General features: G+C 46.0%; 14 protein-coding genes. 9 read left to right on the forward strand and 5 right to left on the reverse strand.

The annotated features are described in order from the left end of the window. Positions 1-10 precede the first annotated feature (10 nt). On the reverse strand, positions 11-376 hold the full coding sequence (locus tag IEY13_RS03315) for a winged helix-turn-helix transcriptional regulator (protein WP_188950530.1): 366 nt from the start codon (positions 374-376) through the stop codon (positions 11-13). An 84-nt stretch (positions 377-460) separates the two neighbouring features. On the opposite strand from IEY13_RS03315, the gene IEY13_RS03320 reads away from it, so the two are divergent. The 6 genes from IEY13_RS03320 (at position 461) to IEY13_RS03345 (ending at position 11,635) form a co-directional block, all read left to right on the forward strand. Further along, the gene (locus IEY13_RS03320) at positions 461-1,252 is read left to right on the forward strand and encodes an alpha/beta fold hydrolase (protein WP_188950531.1); all 792 of its coding nucleotides are present in this window, start codon (positions 461-463) and stop codon (positions 1,250-1,252) included. Between the two features lie 175 nt (positions 1,253-1,427). After that, positions 1,428-4,646 carry a SusC/RagA family TonB-linked outer membrane protein gene (locus IEY13_RS03325; RefSeq protein ID WP_229687701.1) on the forward strand — a complete coding sequence of 1,073 codons (3,219 nt, stop codon included), beginning with the start codon at positions 1,428-1,430 and terminating at the stop codon, positions 4,644-4,646. 32 nt (positions 4,647-4,678) lie between these two features. After that, on the forward strand, positions 4,679-6,199 hold the full coding sequence (locus tag IEY13_RS03330) for a RagB/SusD family nutrient uptake outer membrane protein (RefSeq protein WP_188950532.1): 1,521 nt from the start codon (positions 4,679-4,681) through the stop codon (positions 6,197-6,199). 28 nt (positions 6,200-6,227) lie between these two features. Continuing rightward, a complete protein-coding gene (locus IEY13_RS03335; protein ID WP_188950533.1) occupies positions 6,228-7,325 on the forward strand; it encodes a DUF4859 domain-containing protein in 1,098 nt (365 codons plus the stop codon). A 36-nt stretch (positions 7,326-7,361) separates the two neighbouring features. After that, positions 7,362-8,357: a hypothetical protein gene (locus IEY13_RS03340; protein ID WP_188950534.1), complete on the forward strand. Its 996-nt coding sequence runs from the start codon at positions 7,362-7,364 to the stop codon at positions 8,355-8,357. After that, complete coding sequence (locus IEY13_RS03345) at positions 8,357-11,635, forward strand: DUF6055 domain-containing protein (protein WP_188950535.1); 3,279 nt, start codon at positions 8,357-8,359, stop codon at positions 11,633-11,635. The genes IEY13_RS03340 and IEY13_RS03345 overlap by 1 nt, the downstream gene beginning before the upstream one ends. Before the next feature lie 70 nt (positions 11,636-11,705). Here the strand turns inward: IEY13_RS03345 and IEY13_RS03350 are convergent, their stop codons facing one another. The 4 genes from IEY13_RS03350 to IEY13_RS03365 form a co-directional block, all read right to left on the reverse strand. Beyond that, positions 11,706-12,209, reverse strand: coding sequence for a DUF3347 domain-containing protein (locus IEY13_RS03350; protein ID WP_188950536.1), 504 nt, complete (start codon positions 12,207-12,209; stop codon positions 11,706-11,708). 83 nt (positions 12,210-12,292) lie between these two features. Beyond that, positions 12,293-12,682, reverse strand: coding sequence for a RidA family protein (locus IEY13_RS03355; RefSeq protein WP_188950537.1), 390 nt, complete (start codon positions 12,680-12,682; stop codon positions 12,293-12,295). 106 nt (positions 12,683-12,788) lie between these two features. Continuing rightward, entirely contained in the window at positions 12,789-13,658 is an 870-nt protein-coding gene (locus IEY13_RS03360; RefSeq protein ID WP_188950538.1) for an alpha/beta hydrolase, read from the reverse strand. A gap of 154 nt (positions 13,659-13,812) precedes the next feature. Continuing rightward, a complete protein-coding gene (locus IEY13_RS03365) occupies positions 13,813-14,238 on the reverse strand; it encodes a hypothetical protein (RefSeq protein ID WP_188950539.1) in 426 nt (141 codons plus the stop codon). A gap of 269 nt (positions 14,239-14,507) precedes the next feature. Between IEY13_RS03365 and IEY13_RS03370 the strand changes: the two genes are divergently transcribed. The 3 genes from IEY13_RS03370 to recC all read left to right on the forward strand — a co-directional run bounded on the left by IEY13_RS03370 (position 14,508) and on the right by recC (position 22,529). Beyond that, on the forward strand, positions 14,508-17,309 hold the full coding sequence (locus tag IEY13_RS03370; protein ID WP_188950540.1) for a bifunctional aconitate hydratase 2/2-methylisocitrate dehydratase: 2,802 nt from the start codon (positions 14,508-14,510) through the stop codon (positions 17,307-17,309). Positions 17,310-17,549: 240 nt separating this feature from the next. Continuing rightward, positions 17,550-19,313, forward strand: a complete 1,764-nt coding sequence (gene recD / locus IEY13_RS03375) for an exodeoxyribonuclease V subunit alpha (protein WP_229687702.1) — start codon at positions 17,550-17,552, stop codon at positions 19,311-19,313. Positions 19,314-19,328: 15 nt separating this feature from the next. Next, positions 19,329-22,529: an exodeoxyribonuclease V subunit gamma gene (gene recC, locus IEY13_RS03380; RefSeq protein ID WP_188950541.1), complete on the forward strand. Its 3,201-nt coding sequence runs from the start codon at positions 19,329-19,331 to the stop codon at positions 22,527-22,529. Positions 22,530-22,534: the final 5 nt, after the last annotated feature.

Genomic DNA, 22,534 nt, shown 5'->3' on the forward strand with positions numbered 1-22,534 from the left:
TGCGCATTTTTTATCTGTTTATATTCCAGTCTTTCAATCCCCATAAATGCAGTTGCTGAACAATTTCCAGCAAGGCCATTCCTTTAGCAGTAACCTCGTATTTGTATTGCAGTGGTACTGTATCGGGTATCTCATTCTTCACGGTAAGATTTTCTTTAACCAGTTCACACAAACGTTTTCCCAATATCTGATCGGAGATAGAAGGGAATACTTTTTTTAACCTGCTGAACTGGTACACTTCTTTTGAAATGCAAAACAGTATCTGCATCTTCCATCTGGGGCCGATGCTTTTTAATACCTCGTTTACCTGACAATGATCTGCCAGTACCCGCAGGTTATGTGCATTGGATGAATGTTCTTTTATTTTTGTACTCATACCTCAGATTAACGGCTCACTTTGGGGTGAGTTATTGATTGCCAACAGCACCCCTGCTACTTTTGAGTAAAATTAGAATAGAAAATGAGAATGAAGATTTTTGTTTGTCTGCTGCTGTTTATAGCAGTGGGTGGTGCTGCTGATGCGCAAAAGGTAAGTGCGCAACCGGTATATGTGCTGGTACATGGCGCGTGGCATGGTGGATGGTGCTGGAAGGAGGTAGAGGCTGCGTTAACTGCAGAAGGAGCCGTAGTGTATACGCCCACCTTAGCTGGCCTGGGCGAGCATGCAAACACACTGGATACCAATGTAAACCTGAATACACATATAGAGGATATTGTAAGCTTTATTAAGATGCAGGACCTGCGTAAGGTGGTATTAGTAGGGCATAGCTACGGGGGTATTGTTATTACCGGTGTGGCAGACAGAATACCCGACAGGCTTGCTAAGCTGGTATACCTGGATGCATTGCTGGCCGAAAGCGGGCAAAGCGCGCTTTCTATACAACCAGTGGCTATACAGCAGGCGGTGCGCAAATCTTCCCAGGCCAGTAATGGCTTAACGGTACCTGTATGGCCTGCCAGTTCATTTGGCGTAACTGATACTGCAAAAGCCAGTTGGGTAAATGAAAGGCTTACGCCACAACCCTTCCGCAGCTTTGCACAGCCGCTTGCTTTACAACATGCTTTTGGCAATCAGCTACCCTTGTTTTTTATTGCGTGTACCAACCCGGAGATGCCGCAGCTGGAGGTATTTGCGCGTAAAGCAAGAGAAAGTAAACGCTGGACGTATTATGAATTGCCTACGGGGCATGATGCCATGATAACGCAGCCCGCAGCATTATCCGCATTACTACAAACCATTACAGCTTTGTAACAGCATAGCCCCATAAGGGGCTTTTTGCTTTCTGTTAATTTATAGTTAACATAGGTTAAATAACAGGGCTGCATGTTGTTTGGTTATGAATAGTTTTACCTGAGAGGCACCTGGTATGGTGCCTCTTTGTGCGATTGCTGCAACGATTATTCAATTAAACCAAACAGAACTGTTTATGCAGAGGTCATTCCCTTTTACAGGCGTGATGAAAATGTGCATGCTATCATTGTGCCTTGTCTTTTCCATTCTTACCATCCGGGCCCAGGAAAAAAAGAAATTATCGGGGCATGTTCAGGAAGCGAATGGGGCACCTGTGTCAGGCGCCACCATACAGGACGATAACGGTAAGCCCCTGGGGCAAACTGACAAAGACGGAAACTTTACGGTAGAAGTATCTGGCCCGTTAAAGCGCATACGGGTAAACTACGTGGGGTATAAATTGCTGGAAGTGCCTATAGGTAGCATCAGCAAAATAGTGCTGATACAAACAGCCTCAGCACTGGATGATGTGGTAATTGTAGGGTATGGAACCCAATCCCGGAAAAAAGTAACCGGTGCTGTGTCCTCCCTCAATGGCGATGTGATCCGGAATACCCCAGCCGTAAGTTTTGATGCCATGCTGGAGGGGCGTATAGCCGCCGTTAGTGTGCAGAGCAGCTCGGGTGAACCAGGCGCCAAAACCAATATTGTAATACGGGGTTCTACCAACGTAGATTATGGCAACTTTAATGGCGGTAATACCCAGCCCCTGTATGTGATAGATGGTGTTATTCTGGATCAGAATAACATGCAGGGTGCCTACGCCTTATCTAACCCACTGAGTTTGATCAACCCTAACGAAATAGAATCGATAGATGTATTAAAAGATGCCTCTGCGGCGGCTATTTATGGTGCCAGAGGGGGCAATGGGGTAATTATTGTAAAAACCCGCCGTGTAGGCGCCAAACGCCCCAGGGTTACCTTAAATGCCTACGGTGGTATGGTTACAGCACCCAGGCTGATGAAGGTAATTACCGGTAACGCAGAGCGGCTGCTGAAACTGCAACAGTTAAATGGTCAGTTACCTTATGAAGATATTGCCAACGGTAATATTCCCGTGCAGTTAACCGATAGCCTGAACCCTGCTTTTAATAATAATGTCAACTGGCAGGGCATGCTGATAAGAAACGCCACTTTTTTGAATAACCAGGATCTGGCGGTGGCAGGGGCTTTTGATAACAGAAACAGTTATCGCTTCGGCGTCAGCCACTATAACGAACAGGGAGCAGTAAGGGGGTATGGAATTGACCGCATTGCCCCCAATCTGAATCTGCAGCTGAATCCCGTGCCTAAGTTATCGGTTGGCCTTTCGCTGCAGATGTCGAAGGAAAAGCGGAATCATGGTGCGGGTGTTAGCGGTAACCCTTACCTGTTTGTTTCCGGTAATTTTCCTACTTCTCTGGCCCGCTTATCTCAATCGCAGGTGGATTTGTATTCCGGAAAATCTAACCGTTTTGATGACAACAATCTGTTTTTATACAATACCAGTTTGCGGTTAACAGATACGCTTACCAAAGACTTGTCGGTGACTACTACTTATGGCATGCAGAACGTGATAGATAAGTATGCTTATTTTTCGCCGAAGGAATTGAATGGTATTCAGAATGTGGCTTATGATATCAATGCTTCTAACCCTAACTGGACCTGGGAAACTTTTGCCACTTACCTGAAACGCCTGGGCGATCATACCCTTTCACTTGTGGGCGGGTTTTCTGCCTATCAGGCTAAGCAATATTACAACTCTGCCTCAGCAGCCGGTATCAGTGTATCGGGTGTATATACCGTGCAAACCGTGCCGGCAGGGGCTAATCTGAATGTGGCTTCCAGCGTACAAACCAAAACCACCCAATCTTACTACGGCCGCTTTGATTATGATTACAAGGGCAAATACATGCTCTCCGGATCGCTGAGAAGAGATGCCAGTTCTATTTATAGCGCTGATAACCGCTGGGGTACTTTTTATGCGGTATCGGGCGGATGGAATATAGCTGATGAACACTTTTTTGAGCCGCTGAAAAAAGTAATAAACTCATTCAAAATACGCGGCAGCTACGGTGTTACCGGTCAGGATCCCGGATCGTGGTATGGTAAGTATCAGCAGTTGTTTGCAGACGCCAGTTTTCTGGGCGCTACAACAGGTGCAGTGGGCGGCCCTTCTGCCAACCCTTATTTAACCGGAACCCCCATTGGTTATAACGGCACTACTGTTGTTACCCCGTTTCCGTTTTACAATGGTTTTTACAGCAATTCTACCAAGTCGGGCATCGATGTGCGCTGGGAACGTTACCCCCAGGCCGATCTGGGATTTGACTGGTCTATGTTTAACAACAGGGTAAACTTTGTGGTAGACTGGTATCAGAAAAGTTCGAAAGATAAATACCTGTGGATGATACCGGCCGGTTCTACCACCGGGTATGCCTACTATTCCGGTAACTATGCCGACCTTACCAACAGAGGTCTGGAGGTTACTGTAAATACCACCAATATGGGCCCCCGCTCAGCTTTTCAGTGGAATACCAACTTCAATATTGCCTTTAATAAAGGCTGGATAACTAAACTGCCGAATGGTAATAAAGACATGCTGTTTGGAGAATCGTGGTGGCAGAAAACACTTTCTATGGGCGAGCCGCTTTTTACCTACCGCGATTATATAACAGATGGTGTATACGCTACAGATGCAGATGTGCCTACAGACCCTATTACGGGTAAAAAGATTACTTATTTCGGTGCCACCACAAATGCAGGTGACAGCAAAATAATAGATCAGAATGGTGATTACAATATTAACCTGGATGATAAAGTAAATACAGGCAAATCGGCCATGCCCACTGTTACCGGTGGTTTTTCCAATTATTTCAGTTATAAAGCCTTCAGCCTTTCGGTGTTTGCCAACTATTCTTTTGGCAATTATTTAATCAACGGTACTTTATCTGATGCATTGAATGGCAGCCGCTATCAGGCATGGGGCGAGGTAGCTGGTCCCGCTGGTGTATACAGTTCCATTTTAAATCAGTTCTGGGCGGCCAGTGGACAGCAAACCACCTATCCGCGGTTGGTATATGGTACAGGAACCGCTGCGCAGGACCCCTGGAATGTGGCGCGTGATTACTTTCTGAACAAAGGCGGTTATATCAGAATTCAGCAGATAGTACTTGCGTATACCCTGCCTCAACGGATGCTGAACCGCCTCAATTTTAAAGGCCTCCGGGTATATGCCACTCTTAACAACGTGCATACATTCAAACAGTCTGAGGCATTGGTAGATCCTACTTTGTTTGATTATACCACGGGCTCGAGTAATTCAACTTACCCCAGCAGTATGAAAACAACCATAGGGGTGGATATCAATTTCTAAAGCCTGTTTGAACCTTACAAAACTAAACGATCATGAAATCAAGATATATAACCTGTTATCTGCTGCTGATACTGATGTGCTGCCCGGCATGCAAGAAGTTTTTAGATCAGGACCCTGTAAGTGTGGTTACGGATGACACTTCGTGGAAAACAGAAGACGATGCCAATGCACAGGTGGCGGGCTGCTATTCCTTAATAAGATCGGCTTTTAATTCAGCCTGTTCTTTTTATACCTATGGCGATTTGCCTACCGATTACTGGGCCGATGTGGCAGATGGAAACCTGAAAAATATCTATCTGATGAACTGGGCTATTTCCGTTTCATCCGGTGATATACACGATGTAAAACTGAAGCTGCGGGTGTGGACACCCTTCTATGCTTCTGTACAGCAAAGCAACCGCTGCATTTATTTTCTGAACCGGATGCCCAACGGGTCCTTTGCCGGTAATGATGTGGATGAGCAGCAGGCCAGGCGCAATAAATACCTGGCAGAAGCCAGATTTTGCCGGGCTTTTAATTACTTCTATATGGCGCGTGTATGGGGCGATGTGCCGTTAGATACCGCTTACCAACGGGATATTTCCGGTATTACCAGCGACCCGCGTGTGGCACAGGAACAGGTGTTGCAATGCGCTATCAGCGATCTTAATTTTGCGCGCAAATGGCTGGATTATAAAGATGCAGCTTCTGGCGACCGGGTGGTGCGCGCAGATAAAGGTGCGGCTTTTACGTTGCTGGCACATATTTACGCCTGGAAAGGGGCTTACGACAGCTGCCGCATGGCCTGCGACTCGGTTATTCAACAGGGAGGGTATTCGCTGGTCAACGGTGCAGCTTATCACAGCATTTATAGCGGCCAGTCTGCCGAAGGAATTTTTGAAATAGCGCAGAACCTGTCTACAGAATCGATCACTGCAACCAGTGAGGCCAGTATTGCGTTTCATACGCTGGCAGCGCCTTTTATACCTACCGTTACCACACCCAGATGGCAGGTAAACATCAATGTGCTGAATCAGTTGTTTTCGGATACTACAGACAAGCGGTATGTTAATGGGTTTACGTATATCAACTCCGGATCAAACCGGTTTTACTTCTGTAAAAAGTATTCCGACATAACACCTGTGGCTGCTAACAATGTTACTTATTACCTGCAGAAAAACAATATTCCGGTATTCAGGCTGGCCGATGTGTATCTGCTGCGTGCAGAAGCCAAAGCGGCTGCTCCGGCACCTGATTATGGCGGGGTAATAGCCGATTTGAATACGGTAAGAAACCGTGCGGGAATAAAAGAACTACAGGTGTCTGATATTGCCGGAAGAGCGGCGCTGATTGATTCTGTAACCGCAGAGCGTGGCCGCGAGTTGTTTCTGGAAGGAAGCAGGTATTACGATCTGGTGCGTAATGAACGCCTTACCGGGGTGAGTAAATTTTTATTTATTACACATGCCGAATTTCTGAAAGGGAAATATTACTGGCCGGTAGATCCTTCTTTAATGATAACCAACGCCGGGTTAAGACAAACGCCTTACTGGCAGCAACTGCTTACCCGCTAATGCAATTATGAACCTATAATTTACTGCAATGAAAATACGTATAAACATATTGGGCAGCATGCGTTTACAGGTAATGGTACTGGCAGGCATGCTGTGCCTGGCTTCGTGCAAAAAAGACGATTACCGCACCGATGGCGGGCTGGCACAAACCAATACATCACTCAGTACTTACGACTACCTGGCTGCAAACAGCCTGCATTACTTTGATACCCTGCTGCTGGTGGTAGATCATCTGGGTCTGAAAGATTCGGTGAATAAGGCCGGAACTTTTTTTGCCCCAACGGACTATGCCATCCGCAGGCTGATGAATGTGAATAATATTGCCACGCTGGACGACCTGTATACAAAAATAAATTCGAAGTTTATTACGCAGTACCTGTTTGCACAGGCTTCTTTAACGCTGGACAATGCAGCTACCAGCGTTAAAACCTACGACAGCTGGGCAGGTACAACAGCAGGCATTTCTAAAATAGCCTTGTCATACCCGGTGGCCAGCACTACGCTTACTTACTATGTATTGCAATATGTAAAAATAAATGGTGTATTGGATGGCAGCACAGGCGCACCCGCCAATGATGAAACAGATGCGATACTCCGGTGCCAGACAACCGGTATTAAAACCGCCAGTGGTACTAACCTGAACGTACTGGCCAATAATGCCCCATTAAACCTGATTGGCAATGTTGTACCTACAGAGCTGGAATTAAGCTACGATGTAAATGTGCCGCAGAGCAACACGGATTATACTTCCGCCCCTGTACAGGTAGAGTCTGCTAAGGTAGCGGGCTTTCTGGGCGTGGACGCTGCTACCATCAGCGACATGATTGCTTCGGGCAATGCCGCCTGGAAGTATTATGCCGTAGAGCCGGATGGTTCCCTTAACAGCGGTTATACTGCCAATGCGCCCGGTTTCTGGTTTGATGCTACGGGTAAAGTAACCGGCTGGGGAGATAACGCTTATCTGTTTGCGGAATATGTACCAGCCACTTATGTACTGAATGTGGGACAATATCCCGGTCACGCGAAAGTGGGCGATAAGTATGTGCTGAAGCAGGCCATAGCGTATTCAAAACCTGATGGAAAAGTTTTGACGGTTATTATTACTATTCATGTTACCATGGTATAACCCTGCGTAACAGGTAAAATTTAAAACAGCTGCAATATGTATAAGCATACTATAAAATACATAGCTGGGATATGCCTGATTCTTGTAACAGGCCTGGCATGTGAGAAAAGAGTACACGGATATCTGAGCGACAATATTTTTTATCAGGTAAACCCTTTTGAAGTGCAACAGGGTGTTACCACCGTTTCCGGTTCGCTGGTGCTGAATGGTTCCTCTGCGCCCCTGCATGTGGAACTGGCTGCCCTGCGCGATGCGCATGGCAACAATGCAGACAGCATACTCAGAACTCCCAGATCTATTAAAACTTTTAAAGGCACACTTAATTATACCGACTCAACCCTGGCGTTGTTTAACGCCAAGCTGAACGATAGTCTGGTAAGGCCTTTTAACATAGCAGAAATTGGTGGACGTTTACAGTTTACTGCTGCCACCACCTATGTACCTGCGGGTTCTTATAATATGGACCTGGTAGTGAGCAACATTAACGGAGAAAAATTTCTGAAGAACGCCTGCCAGATCAATATCACGCCTATTTCTGATCCCTATAAGATTAATTACCGCCGTGTACAACTGTGGGATGCAGGCAAAACAGCACCGGTAACTACCTGGGATAATGATGTCAATTCTGCTATAGAAGTACAGTATGTAAGCGGCACAGCGCAGGCTGCTATTGTATATAAGTTTGTAGATAAAAACGGAAAAGTGTTTAATCCTAAGCAGGGAGAGGTGAAGCCGTGGGGCGGCACCGTACCGCACCTGAACAACTGGGCGCCCTACTATCCGGAAATAGCTACCGATAGTACGCTGGTGCAGCAACTGCCTTATTCCGGATTGCCGTTTCCTTATTATGCTACGGTGAAGCTGGAGAATGGAGGAACGTTTACTGATGGCGGAGGTAGCTGCCGTTTGGATTACCAGATTTTAAACAGCACCGAGGCCAACCCGGTAAAAAGCATGACATCCTTAACGTATGGTATTACCAGTGGCACTTATTACGTAACCGTATACCTTAAAAATCTTACACACAGGTAATGAAGAAAGCTTTGTTTATAGGATGCCTGTGTATGCTGATATTAGCCCAGGCAGCAGCGCAGGAGTTGTTAAAGGGAATAGGGTATGGCAGCATGGCCGGCAAAGGAGATGGCTGGGGAGATGCCCAGCCCGGCTTTGCCTTTAATGGTTTAACCAATATGGGCAATCAGGTAGATTACAATACCAATGATGCGAGTCATATGCCCTGGATAGCCGTGGCGCTGGAAAATGCTGCTGTTATTACAAAAATACGGGTGCTGCCCAGACAGGAGTACGCGGTGGCCAACGGCGATACTACCTGGAGCACCTGGATGTATCAGTATCTGGAAGGCGCTAAGCTGGAGGCATCGCATGATTCATTGTTTACGCATCCGGTGCAACTGGCGGTTATAGGAACGGTAGCTAACAGTTACTGGCAGGAGTTTACCGTAAACAATACAGATAGCTTCCGGTATGTTCGTATTCTGAACGCCAAAACGTTTATCACCTTTACACAACTTCAGTTTTACGGTAAGCCCGTTGGCTCTGCTACCCCCGCAGCAAAAACCATTTACATACCCAACGAATGGAAAGTAACCTCCAACAACATACCATGGGATTCAACGAATCGCATGAGGCAGTCTGCCAATTGCGTGGTGTTCTGGGGGCCGCTGGCCGGTAATGATCCGCAACAGGCGGCCACGCCCGCTTTACGTTTTGATCCGCAACGGATACTGGATTCTATGGAAGCGGTGTATGCTTTTTTTATGGACTCTATGAAGATTATTCCCGACTCTGGCCAGTGGGCTAAGCATAAAGTGATGGTGGTGATGAACAACACCTGGCGGGATGGGTTGCATACCGGATGGGCCTATGGGGGTAACTACGAAGGCAAGGCTCCGGCCATGTGGGTAGACCCCGGTGTGTTTGCACAGAATGCCTGGACGGTTACGCATGAGTTTACCCATGCCATTCAGTCTATGATTACGGTTATGTACCCCGGACATAGTTATACCAATACCAACTCTGGCTATTTCTGGGAAACGCATGCCAATTTTATGGCTATGCAAAGGTACCCTACGTTTGCCACGGCAACCGATTTACCCAGAGCCATCAACCTGTCCAGCTACTTTTTAGGATCGGGCCGTAAGCATTACTCGCAGTTTTATTTTCTGCAGCAGTTTAAAGATGATTATGGAATTGATTTTGTTTCGCGCCTGTGGCGCGAAGCCAATGCCAACGCAGCAGAAACGCCCCTGGAAACTGCCAGGCGTTTGCTGGGCATGGATATGGCCGCTTTCAACAGCTATATGATGCATTATGCGGTTAATAGTGTGAAATGGGATTTCAGCAATAAGCAGGAGCTGATGCATGCCGAACAATCGCTGGACAGGGTTTGGAAGTTCAGGAAAACTGTATTGCTCGATTCTGTTGCAGAAGGGCATTTTGCGGTTCCGGATCACCTGGCGCCTCAGCAATATGGTTTTAATATTGTTCGCCTGTATCCGCAGCAGGAGAGTGGTTGTAATCAGGCGTATGTATATCTTAAATTTAAAGGGCATAAGGATGTGAATGCTTCTTCGGGCTGGCGCTATGCGTTTGTTACCGTAGATTCTGCCACAGGGGCTTCTGCATTCAGTAACTTTTATGGAGAAGACTCTGCCGAGGTGTTATACAAACTGCCACCCCATACAGCAGAAACCTATTTTGTGGTAATGGGCGCACCTACGCAAATGCATTTTCAGCCGCGTACGGTATTTGAACCTGGTTTTACTAAAATATACCGGTACCCCTGGGAGATTCAGATACAGGGGGCTGTTCCGCAGGGTTATGAGTCTGGGTATCGTAGCGCAGATACTATTGGCCTTACCGGAGCCAGGCATGCAAACGGCGGCGGCTGGGTGGCTGCCACTGCCAGCGTAGCGCCTACAGCCTATGTGGCCCCTGGTGCGTTTGTGCTGGGCAGGGCAAGGGTAACCGGCAACGCCCGTATAGAAGGGCGTGCGGAGCTGCTGGATGATGTAACGGTTGCAGACAACGCCATGGTAAAGGACTTTGCCGTGCTGGGAGGCAATAGTGCCGTTACAGGTAATGCGGTGGTAGGTGGTGCCGCTACGGTGTATTATACCCGTATAACCGATCATGCAACCGTTGGTGAAGGAGCGTTTTTGCAATACAACAATCTGTCAGGTAACGCACAGGTGTTTGGCAATGCTTTTTCCACCGGCTCTGTTAATTTGTCTGGCACTATAAAAATTGGTGGTGACGCTGAAATAGGCGGCACCTGTTCTGCAGGAACCTATCTGCAATGTATAGGCATTACAGACGGTACCAGTACGAGAACGGAATGTGATGGATTAGTGACCACTCCTTTAAACACGAATATCAATGCAGCGTATACTGCTTTTGATGATGGGAGTATGTTGTTTGACAAAATAGTAGCCTGCGGTGACAGTATTGGTAAAGCATCTTTACCACCTGTTGTAACGTTTGATTCATCTTCCATTACCATACAATTACCCATTGCCAGTGTAGTACTTACAGCTGCTGCCACAGACCCTGATGGAACGGTTGTTGGCTATAGCTGGAAAAAGCAATCCGGCCCTGATGGTGTTTCCTTTTCTGCTGCAAACCAGGCCAGCACTACTGTTTCAGGTTTGGTATATGGTACTTATGTGTTTGCAGTAACGGTTACCGATAATTCCGGCATGAAAACTACAGAGCGGATAACGGTGCAGGTGCTGATGGCTAATGATGCGCCGGTGGTAACGGCAGATTCTGCCGTTACTGTTACACTACCTGTTAATTATGTAATGTTAACTGCCCATGCCGCTGATGCGGATGGATATATTGATTCTGTACGCTGGTACAAGGTAGCAGGCGATGGTGGTGCGTATATCGTTTCGCCCGGAAGTATAACTACTACCGTTGCCGGTTTACAGGAAGGCGTGTATAGGTTTGCTTTCCGTGCAGTGGATAATAAACATGCGGCAGGGGAGGATACAATAAAGGTAACGGTGCTGCCACCTGTAATGAATAACGCAGGTGGGTTAAACTATACTACGCTGCGGGCAGTTCCTAACCCTGTAAGGGGTATGGTGCATTTAACCTTTCCCATAGTTACAGGCGGTAATATCTGTATATACGATACAAGAGGAGGAACGGTGTTAACGAAGGTGCTGGCTGCCGGTGCAGTATCTGCCGATGTAAACATGGGGGCGTTGAGTGCGGGTTTGTATCATGTAAGCCTTACTACGCGTAACGGTGACAAATACACCACTCCGGTAATAAAACTGTGAGTTGGCGTTATAAAAAAGAAGCTGCCCTGTACCTGAGGCAGCTTCTTTTTTATTCAGAAAAATAACTCCGTTATATTTTGGCTTTAGCCGCTCCGGTTTGGTTAATTACCTCACCACAGGTAAGCATGTTGCGCGGATAATAAGGATTTTTAATAGCCTCTTCATTGCTCAGCCACACTTCCCCGGTCATAGGGCATCTTTGTTCAAATACCGTAAAAGCGGGTTGCGGCTGATGTTCCAGCCAGTACCAGAATTTGCCCGACAAAACAGCCAGTTGCTTCCGCTGCATGTTAATATGCTGCGTTTCGCTGATTGCTTTTGCCATTTCTACCGCATCCCTGCGCACGTTGCCTAAAGTATCAAGCATAAAAATGTTTGCCTTTTTTATCCGCATGTTGCCTAAAGCCTCGCTGAGTATTTTTGCATTGGATTGCGCGTTTACTGAATCTGACGCAACCAGATTCTCTTTTAACATCAGATAGGCTTTCATGGCCTCTTCAACCGGTGTGTTAGTGTTTTGCGCAAATAATCCTGTGCACAGCATTAACAGAACTGCAGTAAGTACTTTTCTCATACTATTGTTTTGTGTTAGCTGTACATGTCTTTAAAAATGCGCGGCACCCTTACAAACGGCGTCTTAATGAAATGTTAAAGCGGCTATTTTACTACGGTAGCTTCCAGCTCTATGGTCAGCGTTTCAAACAGAGTTTTTACTTCGCACAAGGTGGTAGCCTGCTGAATTCCGTTTTTGGTAATCCAGTTCTGCAGCACATCAAAACAACTCCACAGTTCTCCGGAGTTGGTAGTTAATACGTTTAAGCGTACAATACCACTGAGTGGGTATCCGGCCTGGGTGATTACTTTTTCCAGATTTTCTATGGCCAGTAGCAACTGGGTTTTCATGTCAGCATTGCTGGAGCGCCCGTCCGCATGTACAGCTGCCTGCCCTGCACAGTAAAGGGTACTCTCTATGTTTTTAACTTCTACTGCCTGCACATAGTTACGCTCATCCTGCCATTGCCAGGGATTGATAATTCTCTTTTCCATTTGTTTACTTTTTAAGGCCGTGCAGCGCTACACGGGCATTGAGTATGATTGTACAGGACAAAGGTGTATACAGTGGCGGAAAGCAGTGTGTGACAAATGTCACTAATTAATGCGATAATAGTGTATAGATGAACTTAAAGGCATTGGCTATTGCCTGATGTGCAATAGTTGCATGGTCTTCCTGCGGAAGATAATCGAAGTACAGCGAAACGTTTTTACTGCGTGTACTTTTAATTTTTTCTGCCAACAGGTTGGCATCTACCTCCATTACCCGCGGTGGGGTAGAAGGGGTGAGCCCTTCTTTACCAACCGCTATGTAAACCGCTGTTTTTTGTGAAAAGGTATCTTGTAGTAAAGCAGAAGATTCGTTGAGCAGGGAGCCATTGTTCCACCACAGGCTGGGGCTGATGATGATATATTTATTAAAGAGGGTGGGCTTTTTTAGCAATATTTCAGTTGCCAGCAAACCACCTAGAGACTGGCCTATGATAGTACGGGTTTTACCTGCCTTGTATTTTTTCTCTATAAAAGGCTGTAGATCTTTTTCTATAAAGGCAATGAACTTATCGGAATGGCCTGAGGTAGGATACTTCTTTTTGTCGTCGCTTACTGTAGTGGGTAAAGTGTAATCTCTCCGCCTGTCTACCGTAGCAATGCCTACTACAATAGATTTGGGTGCCCGGTTTATCCATTCAAAAGAATTAAACTGATAAAGACCGGCAACGTGTATAAAATCTTCATCAACAGAGCCATCCAGTAAATAAGTAACAGGATATACCACAGAGTCCTGTGTATTATAACCCTCCGGCAGATAAATGTTTAATACCCGCTTTTCGCCCAGTTCTTTAGAATACAGCTGATCAATAACACCGATGTTTAGTGGCTGGGTTTCGGGTATTGTAACCTGCGGAAGGTTTTGTGAAAATGCCGGAAGTGTACAAAACAGAACGGACAGGAGCGATAAACATTTCATCATTATCTTGGTTTGCGGCACCAATATTAAGAAAATTGGCGGCAATAGTATATCCGTATCCGCTGATTGCTTCACATAATGCTGTGCGACAATATATATAAACAAAGCCCTCCGTAATTGGAAGGCTCTGTATTAAGTATCAGATATAAAAACCGCATTATTTGCGGAAAACGGATACCTCGCCATTCAGCCTTACCTGTACAATTACTTTGTGGCCATTGTTAACCAGCGATACGTAATAGGAGGTGCCTGCGGTGTTATGCTCCATTTCAATTACTTCGGTGGCAGTGTAGCCATTGAATTTCTGTTCTATATTTCTGATGGCTGTTACAGGCAGGTTTTGATAGCTGATGGCTTTGCTTATGGCAACCTGTTCGCCTTCCTCATTGTAAAAAGCTTCCATTCTGGTGTTGTCCAGCACAAAACGAACACTTACCAGTTCTCCAACAGTTTTGTAATGCACCTGGGTAGCGCCGGGGTAACTGGCTTTAAACAAATCCATGGCTTTATCGTTGTTACCGGCTGCAAAAGTGGCAGTAGTAAAAGAGATAAGGGCGATAGCGGCGATGATGAACTTTTTCATAACTGTATGTTTTAAGTACTTGTTGTTATTTATTACATCATAAAGGTAGGTACTATGTAAGGCATAGTACTATCTGGTAGTGTTGACCGGTTGTATTTGCTGATAAGCGGTATTTTGGTGCAGGTTAATCGTCTGTTTTGTTAGGTAAGTGGTAAAAAACGCCAATAACAGCCCTGGAAAGCGGTCCGTTAAGGCTATCTGCTGTTCGTTTTGGTATAATATTATCTACAATGCTTACATTTGCGGCTTAGCACCCAAAAGAAAGTTATATGAGCCGCTACAACGAATACCTCAAAGAAATTGAAGAAAGAAAGGGTCAGGATCTCCACCCTAAACCGATTGACAGTGCCGAATTGCTGACTGAAGTGATTGCACAGATAAAAGACCTCAACAACGTTCACCGGAAAGAGTCTCTCAATTTCTTTATTTATAATGTACTGCCAGGAACTACAAGTGCTGCCGGCGTTAAAGCTCAGTTTTTAAAGGAAATTATTCTGGGCAGCTCCAAAGTAGAAGAAATTACCCCTGATTTTGCTTTTGAACTGTTATCGCACATGAAAGGTGGCCCTTCTATTGAAGTACTGCTGGATCTGGCGCTGGGTAGTGATGCTGCTGTTGCCAAACAGGCGGGAGACGTGCTGAAAACGCAGGTGTTTTTGTATGATGCTGACACCGATCGTTTGAAAGAAGCCTTCAAAAACGAAAATGCAATAGCCAGAGAAATTCTGGAAAGCTACGCGCAGGCTGAATTTTTTACAAAACTGCCGGAAGTACCGGAAGAAATTAATATAGTAACCTTTATTGCTGGTGAGGGCGATATTTCTACCGATTTACTCTCCCCAGGTAATCAGGCACACTCCAGAAGTGACCGTGAACTGCATGGTTTATGCATGATTACGCCACAGGCGCAAGCTGAAATAAGAGCGTTGCAGGCACAACACCCCGATAAAAGCGTAATGCTGATTGCCGAAAAAGGCACCATGGGTGTAGGTTCATCAAGAATGTCTGGTGTAAACAACGTGGCACTGTGGACCGGCAAACAAGCCAGCCCTTATGTTCCATTTGTAAACATTGCCCCTATTGTAGGTGGTACCAACGGCATTTCTCCCATTTTCCTTACTACGGTAGATGTAACCGGTGGTATTGGTATTGACCTGAAAAACTGGGTGAAAAAGGTAGACGAAAATGGCAAGGTGATACGCAACGAGAATGGTGAACCTATTCTGGAAGAAGTGTACTCTGTGGCTACCGGTACTGTACTGACGATTAATACAAAGACCAAGAAATTATATAAAGGCGAGCAGGAACTGATTGACATTTCAAAGGCACTGACGCCTCAGAAAAAGGAATTTATCAGGGCCGGAGGTTCTTATGCCATTGTATTTGGTAAGAAAATTCAAACCATTGCAGCGAAGATTTTAAATATAGACGCTACGCCTGTATTTGCGCCTGCCAAAGAAATTTCCAATGAAGGCCAGGGACTTACAGCGGTTGAAAAAATCTTCAACAAGAACGCGGTAGGTACCACGCCTGGTAAAGTTTTACATGCCGGTTCTGATGTGCGTGTAGAGGTAAATATTGTAGGTTCTCAGGATACTACCGGTTTAATGACTGCTCAGGAACTGGAATCTATGGCAGCTACCGTAATTTCCCCTATTGTAGATGGTGCTTACCAGTCTGGTTGTCACACCGCCTCTGTATGGGATAAAAAAGCACAGGCCAACATTCCTAAACTGATGAAGTTTATGAATGGCTTTGGATTAATTACTGCCCGTGACCCTAAAGGTGAATATCATTCTATGACGGATGTAATTCACAAGGTATTGAATGATATTACGGTAGATGAGTGGGCCATCATTATTGGTGGTGATTCGCATACCAGAATGTCGAAAGGTGTTGCGTTTGGTGCTGACTCAGGTACGGTTGCGCTGGCACTGGCTACCGGTGAAGCATCTATGCCTATTCCGGAATCAGTAAAAGTAACCTTCAAAGGTGAAATGAAAGGGCACATGGATTTTCGTGATGTAGTACATGCTACACAGGCACAAATGCTGCAGCAGTTTGGTGGCGAAAACGTGTTCCAGGGCAGAGTTATTGAAGTACACATAGGCACACTGCCTGCTGACCAGGCTTTTACATTTACTGACTGGACTGCAGAAATGAAGGCGAAAGCTTCTATCTGTATTTCTGAAGATGATACCCTGATTCAATCTCTGGAAATTGCCAAAGGCAGAATTCAGATTATGATTGACAAGGGTATGGATAACAGCAGACAAGTACTGCAGGGCCTGATTAATAAAGCAGATAAAAGAATAGCCGAGATTAAATCGGGCGAAAAGCCATCGTTAACACCAGATGCCAATGCAAAGTATTATGCTGAGGTGGTAATTGATCTGGATGTGATTGATGAACCCATGGTAGCTGATCCGGATGTAAACAACGATGACGTTTCCAAGCGTTATACGCACGATACCATCCGCGGACTTTCTTACTACGGTGGTGGCAAAAAGGTGGATCTTGGTTTTGTGGGCTCTTGTATGGTGCACAAAGGCGATCTGAAAATTGTTTCTCAGATGCTGAAGAACCTGGAAGGTCAGCAGGGCAAGGTGGAGTTTCATGCACCGCTGGTAGTAGCAGCGCCTACTTACAATATTATTGATGAACTGCGTGCAGAAGGCGACTGGGAAATTCTGCAGAAATATTCTGGTTTTGAATTCGACGACAACGCCCCTAAAGGTGCTGCACGTACTGAATACGAAAACATGATGTATCTGGAGCGCCCAGGTTGTAACCTTTGTATGGGTAACCAGGAAAAAGCAGCAAAAGGTGATACGGTAATGGCTACCTCTACCCGTTTGTTCCAGGGAAGAGTGGTGGAAGATTCTGAGCGTAAAAAAGGCGAATCGCTGCTGGCTTCTACACCGGTGGTGGTACTTTCTGCTATTCTGGGAAGAATTCCGAATGTGGAAGAATACAAGGCAGCAGTAGAAGGTATTGACTTAACCAAGTTTGCGCCTCCGCTGAAGACCTTAACTTCTGTTCCGGTACGTAAGGACAGTGTTTCTTACTAGTAACTTAATATAAAATGCATATAAAATCCCCTGCCTTGTGAGAGCGCAGGGGATTTTTGTTACCTGATACTGTAACCCTGTTACCGGCCTGTCCGTTCCTGAAAACCGGTAATTCCCTTATCTTTACAAGGCTCTGCATCTCCGTACAGCCTTTTAATTTCCAGTATTCTGCATTTAATCATGTAACTGTATGCGGTTACCCGTAATGTGCTGCAGTTAAAAATTATATACATTTATATAGTGCCATATACAGCAACTATTAACGATGTACATCAGCAGTTTGCTGAGTACTTTAACGTACCGGTTTTAAAGCCTTATTTGTACCAGCTTTTTAAAAAGATGGCCGAAGGGCATATTTGCATTCATCTGGATGATGCGGGTGGGGATACAGCATTACCTCCACTGCAACTGCCTGTGCCGCTGGTTACAACAGAGGAAGATGGTTATGAACCTTTTGTATTGCATGGCAACAGGTTATATATGCACCGCTATTTCCGGTACGAAACCCTGTTTCTCCGGCGTATTTTCCGTTTTATGGAGGAAGATGCCGGTGTAAGGGAGGAAAGGCTGGCGATGCTGGATGCGCACCGCACCTTTATCAGTGCTTTGTTTGAACAACCGGCAATTGACGGGCCTTCTGTGCCGGACTGGCAACTGGCGGCGGCTATTACCGGGGTGCTTAATCAGTTTACTATTATTACCGGCGGCCCGGGCACCGGTAAAACCACTACCGTGGCTAAAATACTGGCCATACTATATACCTTACAGCCTGGTACAACGGTAGCATTGGCTGCGCCTACGGGGAAAGCAGCAGCGCGTATGGCCGAAAGTTTGCGCAATACCCGTTTGCCTGCAGCACCGGAAATAACCGGCCTGTTTGCGGCTATTACCCCCGCAACCATTCACCGGCTGCTGAAACCGCAGCCGAATACACCGTATTTCCGCCACAATGCTGCTAACCCATTACCGTACGATGTGGTGATAGTAGATGAGTGCTCCATGATAGATGTGGCTTTATTTGCCAAACTGCTGGATGCTATAGGAACCGGTACGCGTTTATTGCTGCTGGGTGATAAAGATCAGCTGGCTTCTGTGGAAGCGGGCAGTCTGTTTGGCGATGTGTGCCAGGCACAGCCGGTGCTTAACCTGTTTACACCGGAACGGCTGCAGTACATCAATACATTTATTGCGCAGTCCGGTAAGCAGCTACCTGCAAGTGCCATTGGCAATGATACCGGGCATCCGCTGTTTCAGCACCTGGTGGAGTTAAGGTATAGCCATCGTTTTTCTGATGATAAAGGCATCGGAAAATTCAGTAAGGCAGTTATTCAAAACCAGCCCGAAAATATTCGTCCGTTTTTTCAGCCAGGTTATGACGAACAGGTGGTGATAGATCAGTTATACAGTCAGCAGGTATTTGAAAATTTTATAGCAGGTTATGAAGATTTTCTGCAGGAAAAGGATATCCGCACGGCACTTCGCAAAATGAATCAGCTGCGTGTGCTATGTGCGGTAAGAGAGGGTGAGAGCGGCTTGTATGCGGTTAACCTGGCTATTGAAAAATACCTGCACAGCCGTAAGTTAATTACCGCACATCAGGAATTTTATGAAAACAGACCTGTTATTCTTACCCGCAATTATTACGAGCATAACCTGTTTAATGGCGATACTGGTATTATTCGTGCAGATGAAAATAACATACTGATGGCCTGGTTTGAAGATAGTGAAGGAGAGTTGCGTGCAGTATTGCCGGGCTATTTAACCGAGGCTGAAACTGTGTTTGCTATGACTATTCATAAAAGCCAGGGATCGGAATTTAATCAGGTGCTGGTAATATTACCGCCATCATCTGATGTGGCTATTGTTACGCGTGAGCTGTTGTATACCGCCGTTTCCAGGGCTAAAAGCAAAGTATATATTCAGGCTACGGAAGAAGTGGTATTACAGGCTGCCGCCCGTTTTGTAGAAAGGGCTTCCGGTATTGCTGCCCGTTTTCATCATTAATATGTTAATCCTGCCATGGCGCTTTTTGTAAAAGTTTCTAATTCGCTCGAAAGACTGTCGCAGCAGCTATCACATACCTTACAGCAGTCGCAGACAGGGGTATTTGAGCCGTATACCATTGTTACCCAAACAGAGGGTATGAACAACTGGCTGCGGCAGCAGCTGGCTGCACAAATGGGTATTGCTGCCAACTGCCGTTTTGTAAAACCGAACGATCTTATTTATAACGTATACTACCTGCTGGGTGGAAGCCACTCCGAAATACTGAGTGCACAAACCTTATCCTGGTTGTTATATAACCTGCTGGGCGAGCCTGATTTTGCCCGGCGTTTTCCTGCTATTGCAGGTTATTTTACTACGGGAGCCGACAGAGAAGTAAAGAGAATGGCGCTGGCCGAAAAAGTAGCCGATCTGTTTGATCAGTATCAGATATACCGCCCGGAAATGATTATGCAATGGAACCAGTCTGATGTGAAAATTGCAGAAGAAGATGCCTGGCAGCAATACCTGTGGGTAAATGCCAAACAGGCAAGCAACCATACACTGCCCGATAAAACGGTGGTAGGGCAATACATTCTGGAGGCGCTGCAGAATGTTGCACAGCAAAAAACATTGCGGCACAGAATGAAAGCGGTACACCTGTTTGGCCTGTCTATTATAACCGCTTATCATATGCACATACTGCTGAAGTTAAGTGAGGTAACGGATGTGCATTTTCATATGATAAACCCGGCGCCAACGGTGTACTGGCTGGATGACCGCAGCGAAAAACAACTGGCCCGGTGGCGGCAGAAAGGCAGGTTTACCGAAGCTGAAATTACCGGCAACCCATTGCTCAACAGCTGGGGCACCGTGGTAAAAGATACCTTTAGTATGTTTTTTACACACGATGCTTTTATTAATGCCTATGATGATGCTGATATAGTGCCGCCGGTGCCGGATAGCCTGTTACATAAGCTGCAGCACGATATATTTAATGCAGCAGCAGGCGAAGCGCGTAATGTGCTTACGGCGGGCGATATACAGGATGGTTCGCTAACCATCAATTCCTGTTATACAGTAGCGCGGGAGGTGGAGGCTTTGTATAATTATCTGGTATACCTGGCCGATCAGAAAGAGAAAAACCTTTCACCCAGGGATATTGTGGTTATGGTTAGCGATATTAATGTGTATGCGCCTTATATAAAAGCGGTGTTTGCCAATGCGCCGTACCGCTTTCGCTATACCATTGCCGATGAAAGTTATGCAGATAACGACAGCTTGCTGAATGCCTTGTATGCGGTACTGCAACTGTCTGAAGAAAGCTGCACGGCGGAAGATGTGGTGCAGTTACTTGATTCATCGTATGTACGTAAACGTTTTGCTATAAGCGACCCTATGCTTATAAGGCAGGTGGTAACCCAGGCCAATATACGTTATGGTATAGAAGGCAGGGAGACGGATGAAACCTTTCTGGTAAGCTGGCGCTATGGGTTAAAGCGCATACTGTTTGGTATTTGTATGAGCGGGGAGGAAGAATATGGTGAAGGCACTTACAGCTTTTACCCGGTAGACAGGATGGAGGGCCGGGAAGCGCAGGAGATTATCCGGTTCTGCCATTTTGTGGAAATGCTGATACAGGTAGTGGAAGATAAAAAACGCAGCCGCAGCGTTGCGGGCTGGGTTAGTTATATAGAATTTGTATTGCACAACCTGGTATACGAGGCACAGGAGGAGGCGGAGGAGGAGTATGTGCAGGTAATACAGCAGCTTACGGCCTATAACCTGGTGAATGAGTATATGCGGGATAACATTTCCTATGCCGTATTCAGCCACAGCTTTTTGCAAACACTGGGCAGTACTACCCGCTCCGGCCTGTTTGTGAATGGGGGTATAACGTTCTGCTCCTTAATTCCCATGCGCAGTATTCCTTTTAAAGTAGTGGCGGTGTTGGGTATGGGGTATAATCAGTTTCCACGCCGCGAACAGACCGTTCATTTTAACCTGATGGAAAAGAACCGGCAGCGGGGCGATAGAAACATTAAAGAAAATGATAAACATTTATTGCTCGAAACCGTACTGTCGGCCAGGGAATATTTATACATCAGCTATATAGGGCAAAGCGCTAAAGATAACACCACTGTTCCCGCATCGGCATTAATAGATGAACTGGTAGAGTATATTGAGTCTGGCGCTGAAGAGCCTGAAAAGGTAAAGCAGCAGCTGATTACATTGCAGCCTTTGCAATCGTTCAGCATACGCTATAACCGGCAGAATACCCGCCTGTATAATTACCTTACCATGGCGCCCGCAGAAAAAAAGGTGATGACTGTTGCAGATAAAGCCATTGCGGAAATTTCGTTTGAAGAAATTATGCTGGACGATCTGGTGTATTTTTTCCGGCACCCTTTCCGTGTATACTATAACAAGGTGCTGGGTATTTATTACCGTAACGAGCAGGTGTTGCTGAAAGAAAATGAATTGTTTACGCTTAATACCCTCCAGCAATGGACGTTGAAAAATAAATTGTTACAGTTGCCGGAAGGAGAGCAGGAGCAACTGAAAAAGCGTTTGGTAAAAACAGGCGGCCTGCCATTGAAAAACATGGCAGATGTACAATGGCAGCAGCTGAATGAAACAGTGGCGCAAACGCGCAGTTTGTACAGGAACTGCACCAAAGGTGCCGGAGAACAAAAGGTGGATATTCTGCTGCCCTGTAGCGGTGGCAGTGTGCTTAAGGGTACTATAAGTGAAGTATTTGATGGTACATTGGTACAGGTATCGTGGAGTAAAAACGAACGCAAATACCTGATGGATGCCTATATCCGTTACCTGGCGGGTATTGCGGCAGGTGTCCTTAACGGAATGTGTTTTATTTCCGGTGCCAAAGAAAACAAAGTGTTTGAAGCAGCACCTTTAGCTAAAGAAGAGGCCATGCAGCGGCTTAACCAGCTGGTGGAGGTATACCGGAGCGGCTTTACGCGCATTGTTCCGTTTTATCCTGATTTTGCTATCAGCCCCCATGAACTGGAAACGCTGGACGAACCAGGCTTTCATAAAAAAGTAAAAGATGCACTGGATAATGGCTTTTTTGAGCGTAAAGATGATCCGTATCTGATGCCGGAATACGATAAAGGCTTTTTTCATAGCCCCGGTATTATGGAAGAATACAAAACCATTGCCCGGCTATTGATAGCGCCTTTAGCATCCGTTTTTCCCGGCTATCCTTTTAAATAGTAGGT

Source organism: Filimonas zeae (genome assembly GCF_014641615.1).
Taxonomy (GTDB): domain Bacteria; phylum Bacteroidota; class Bacteroidia; order Chitinophagales; family Chitinophagaceae; genus Filimonas; species Filimonas zeae.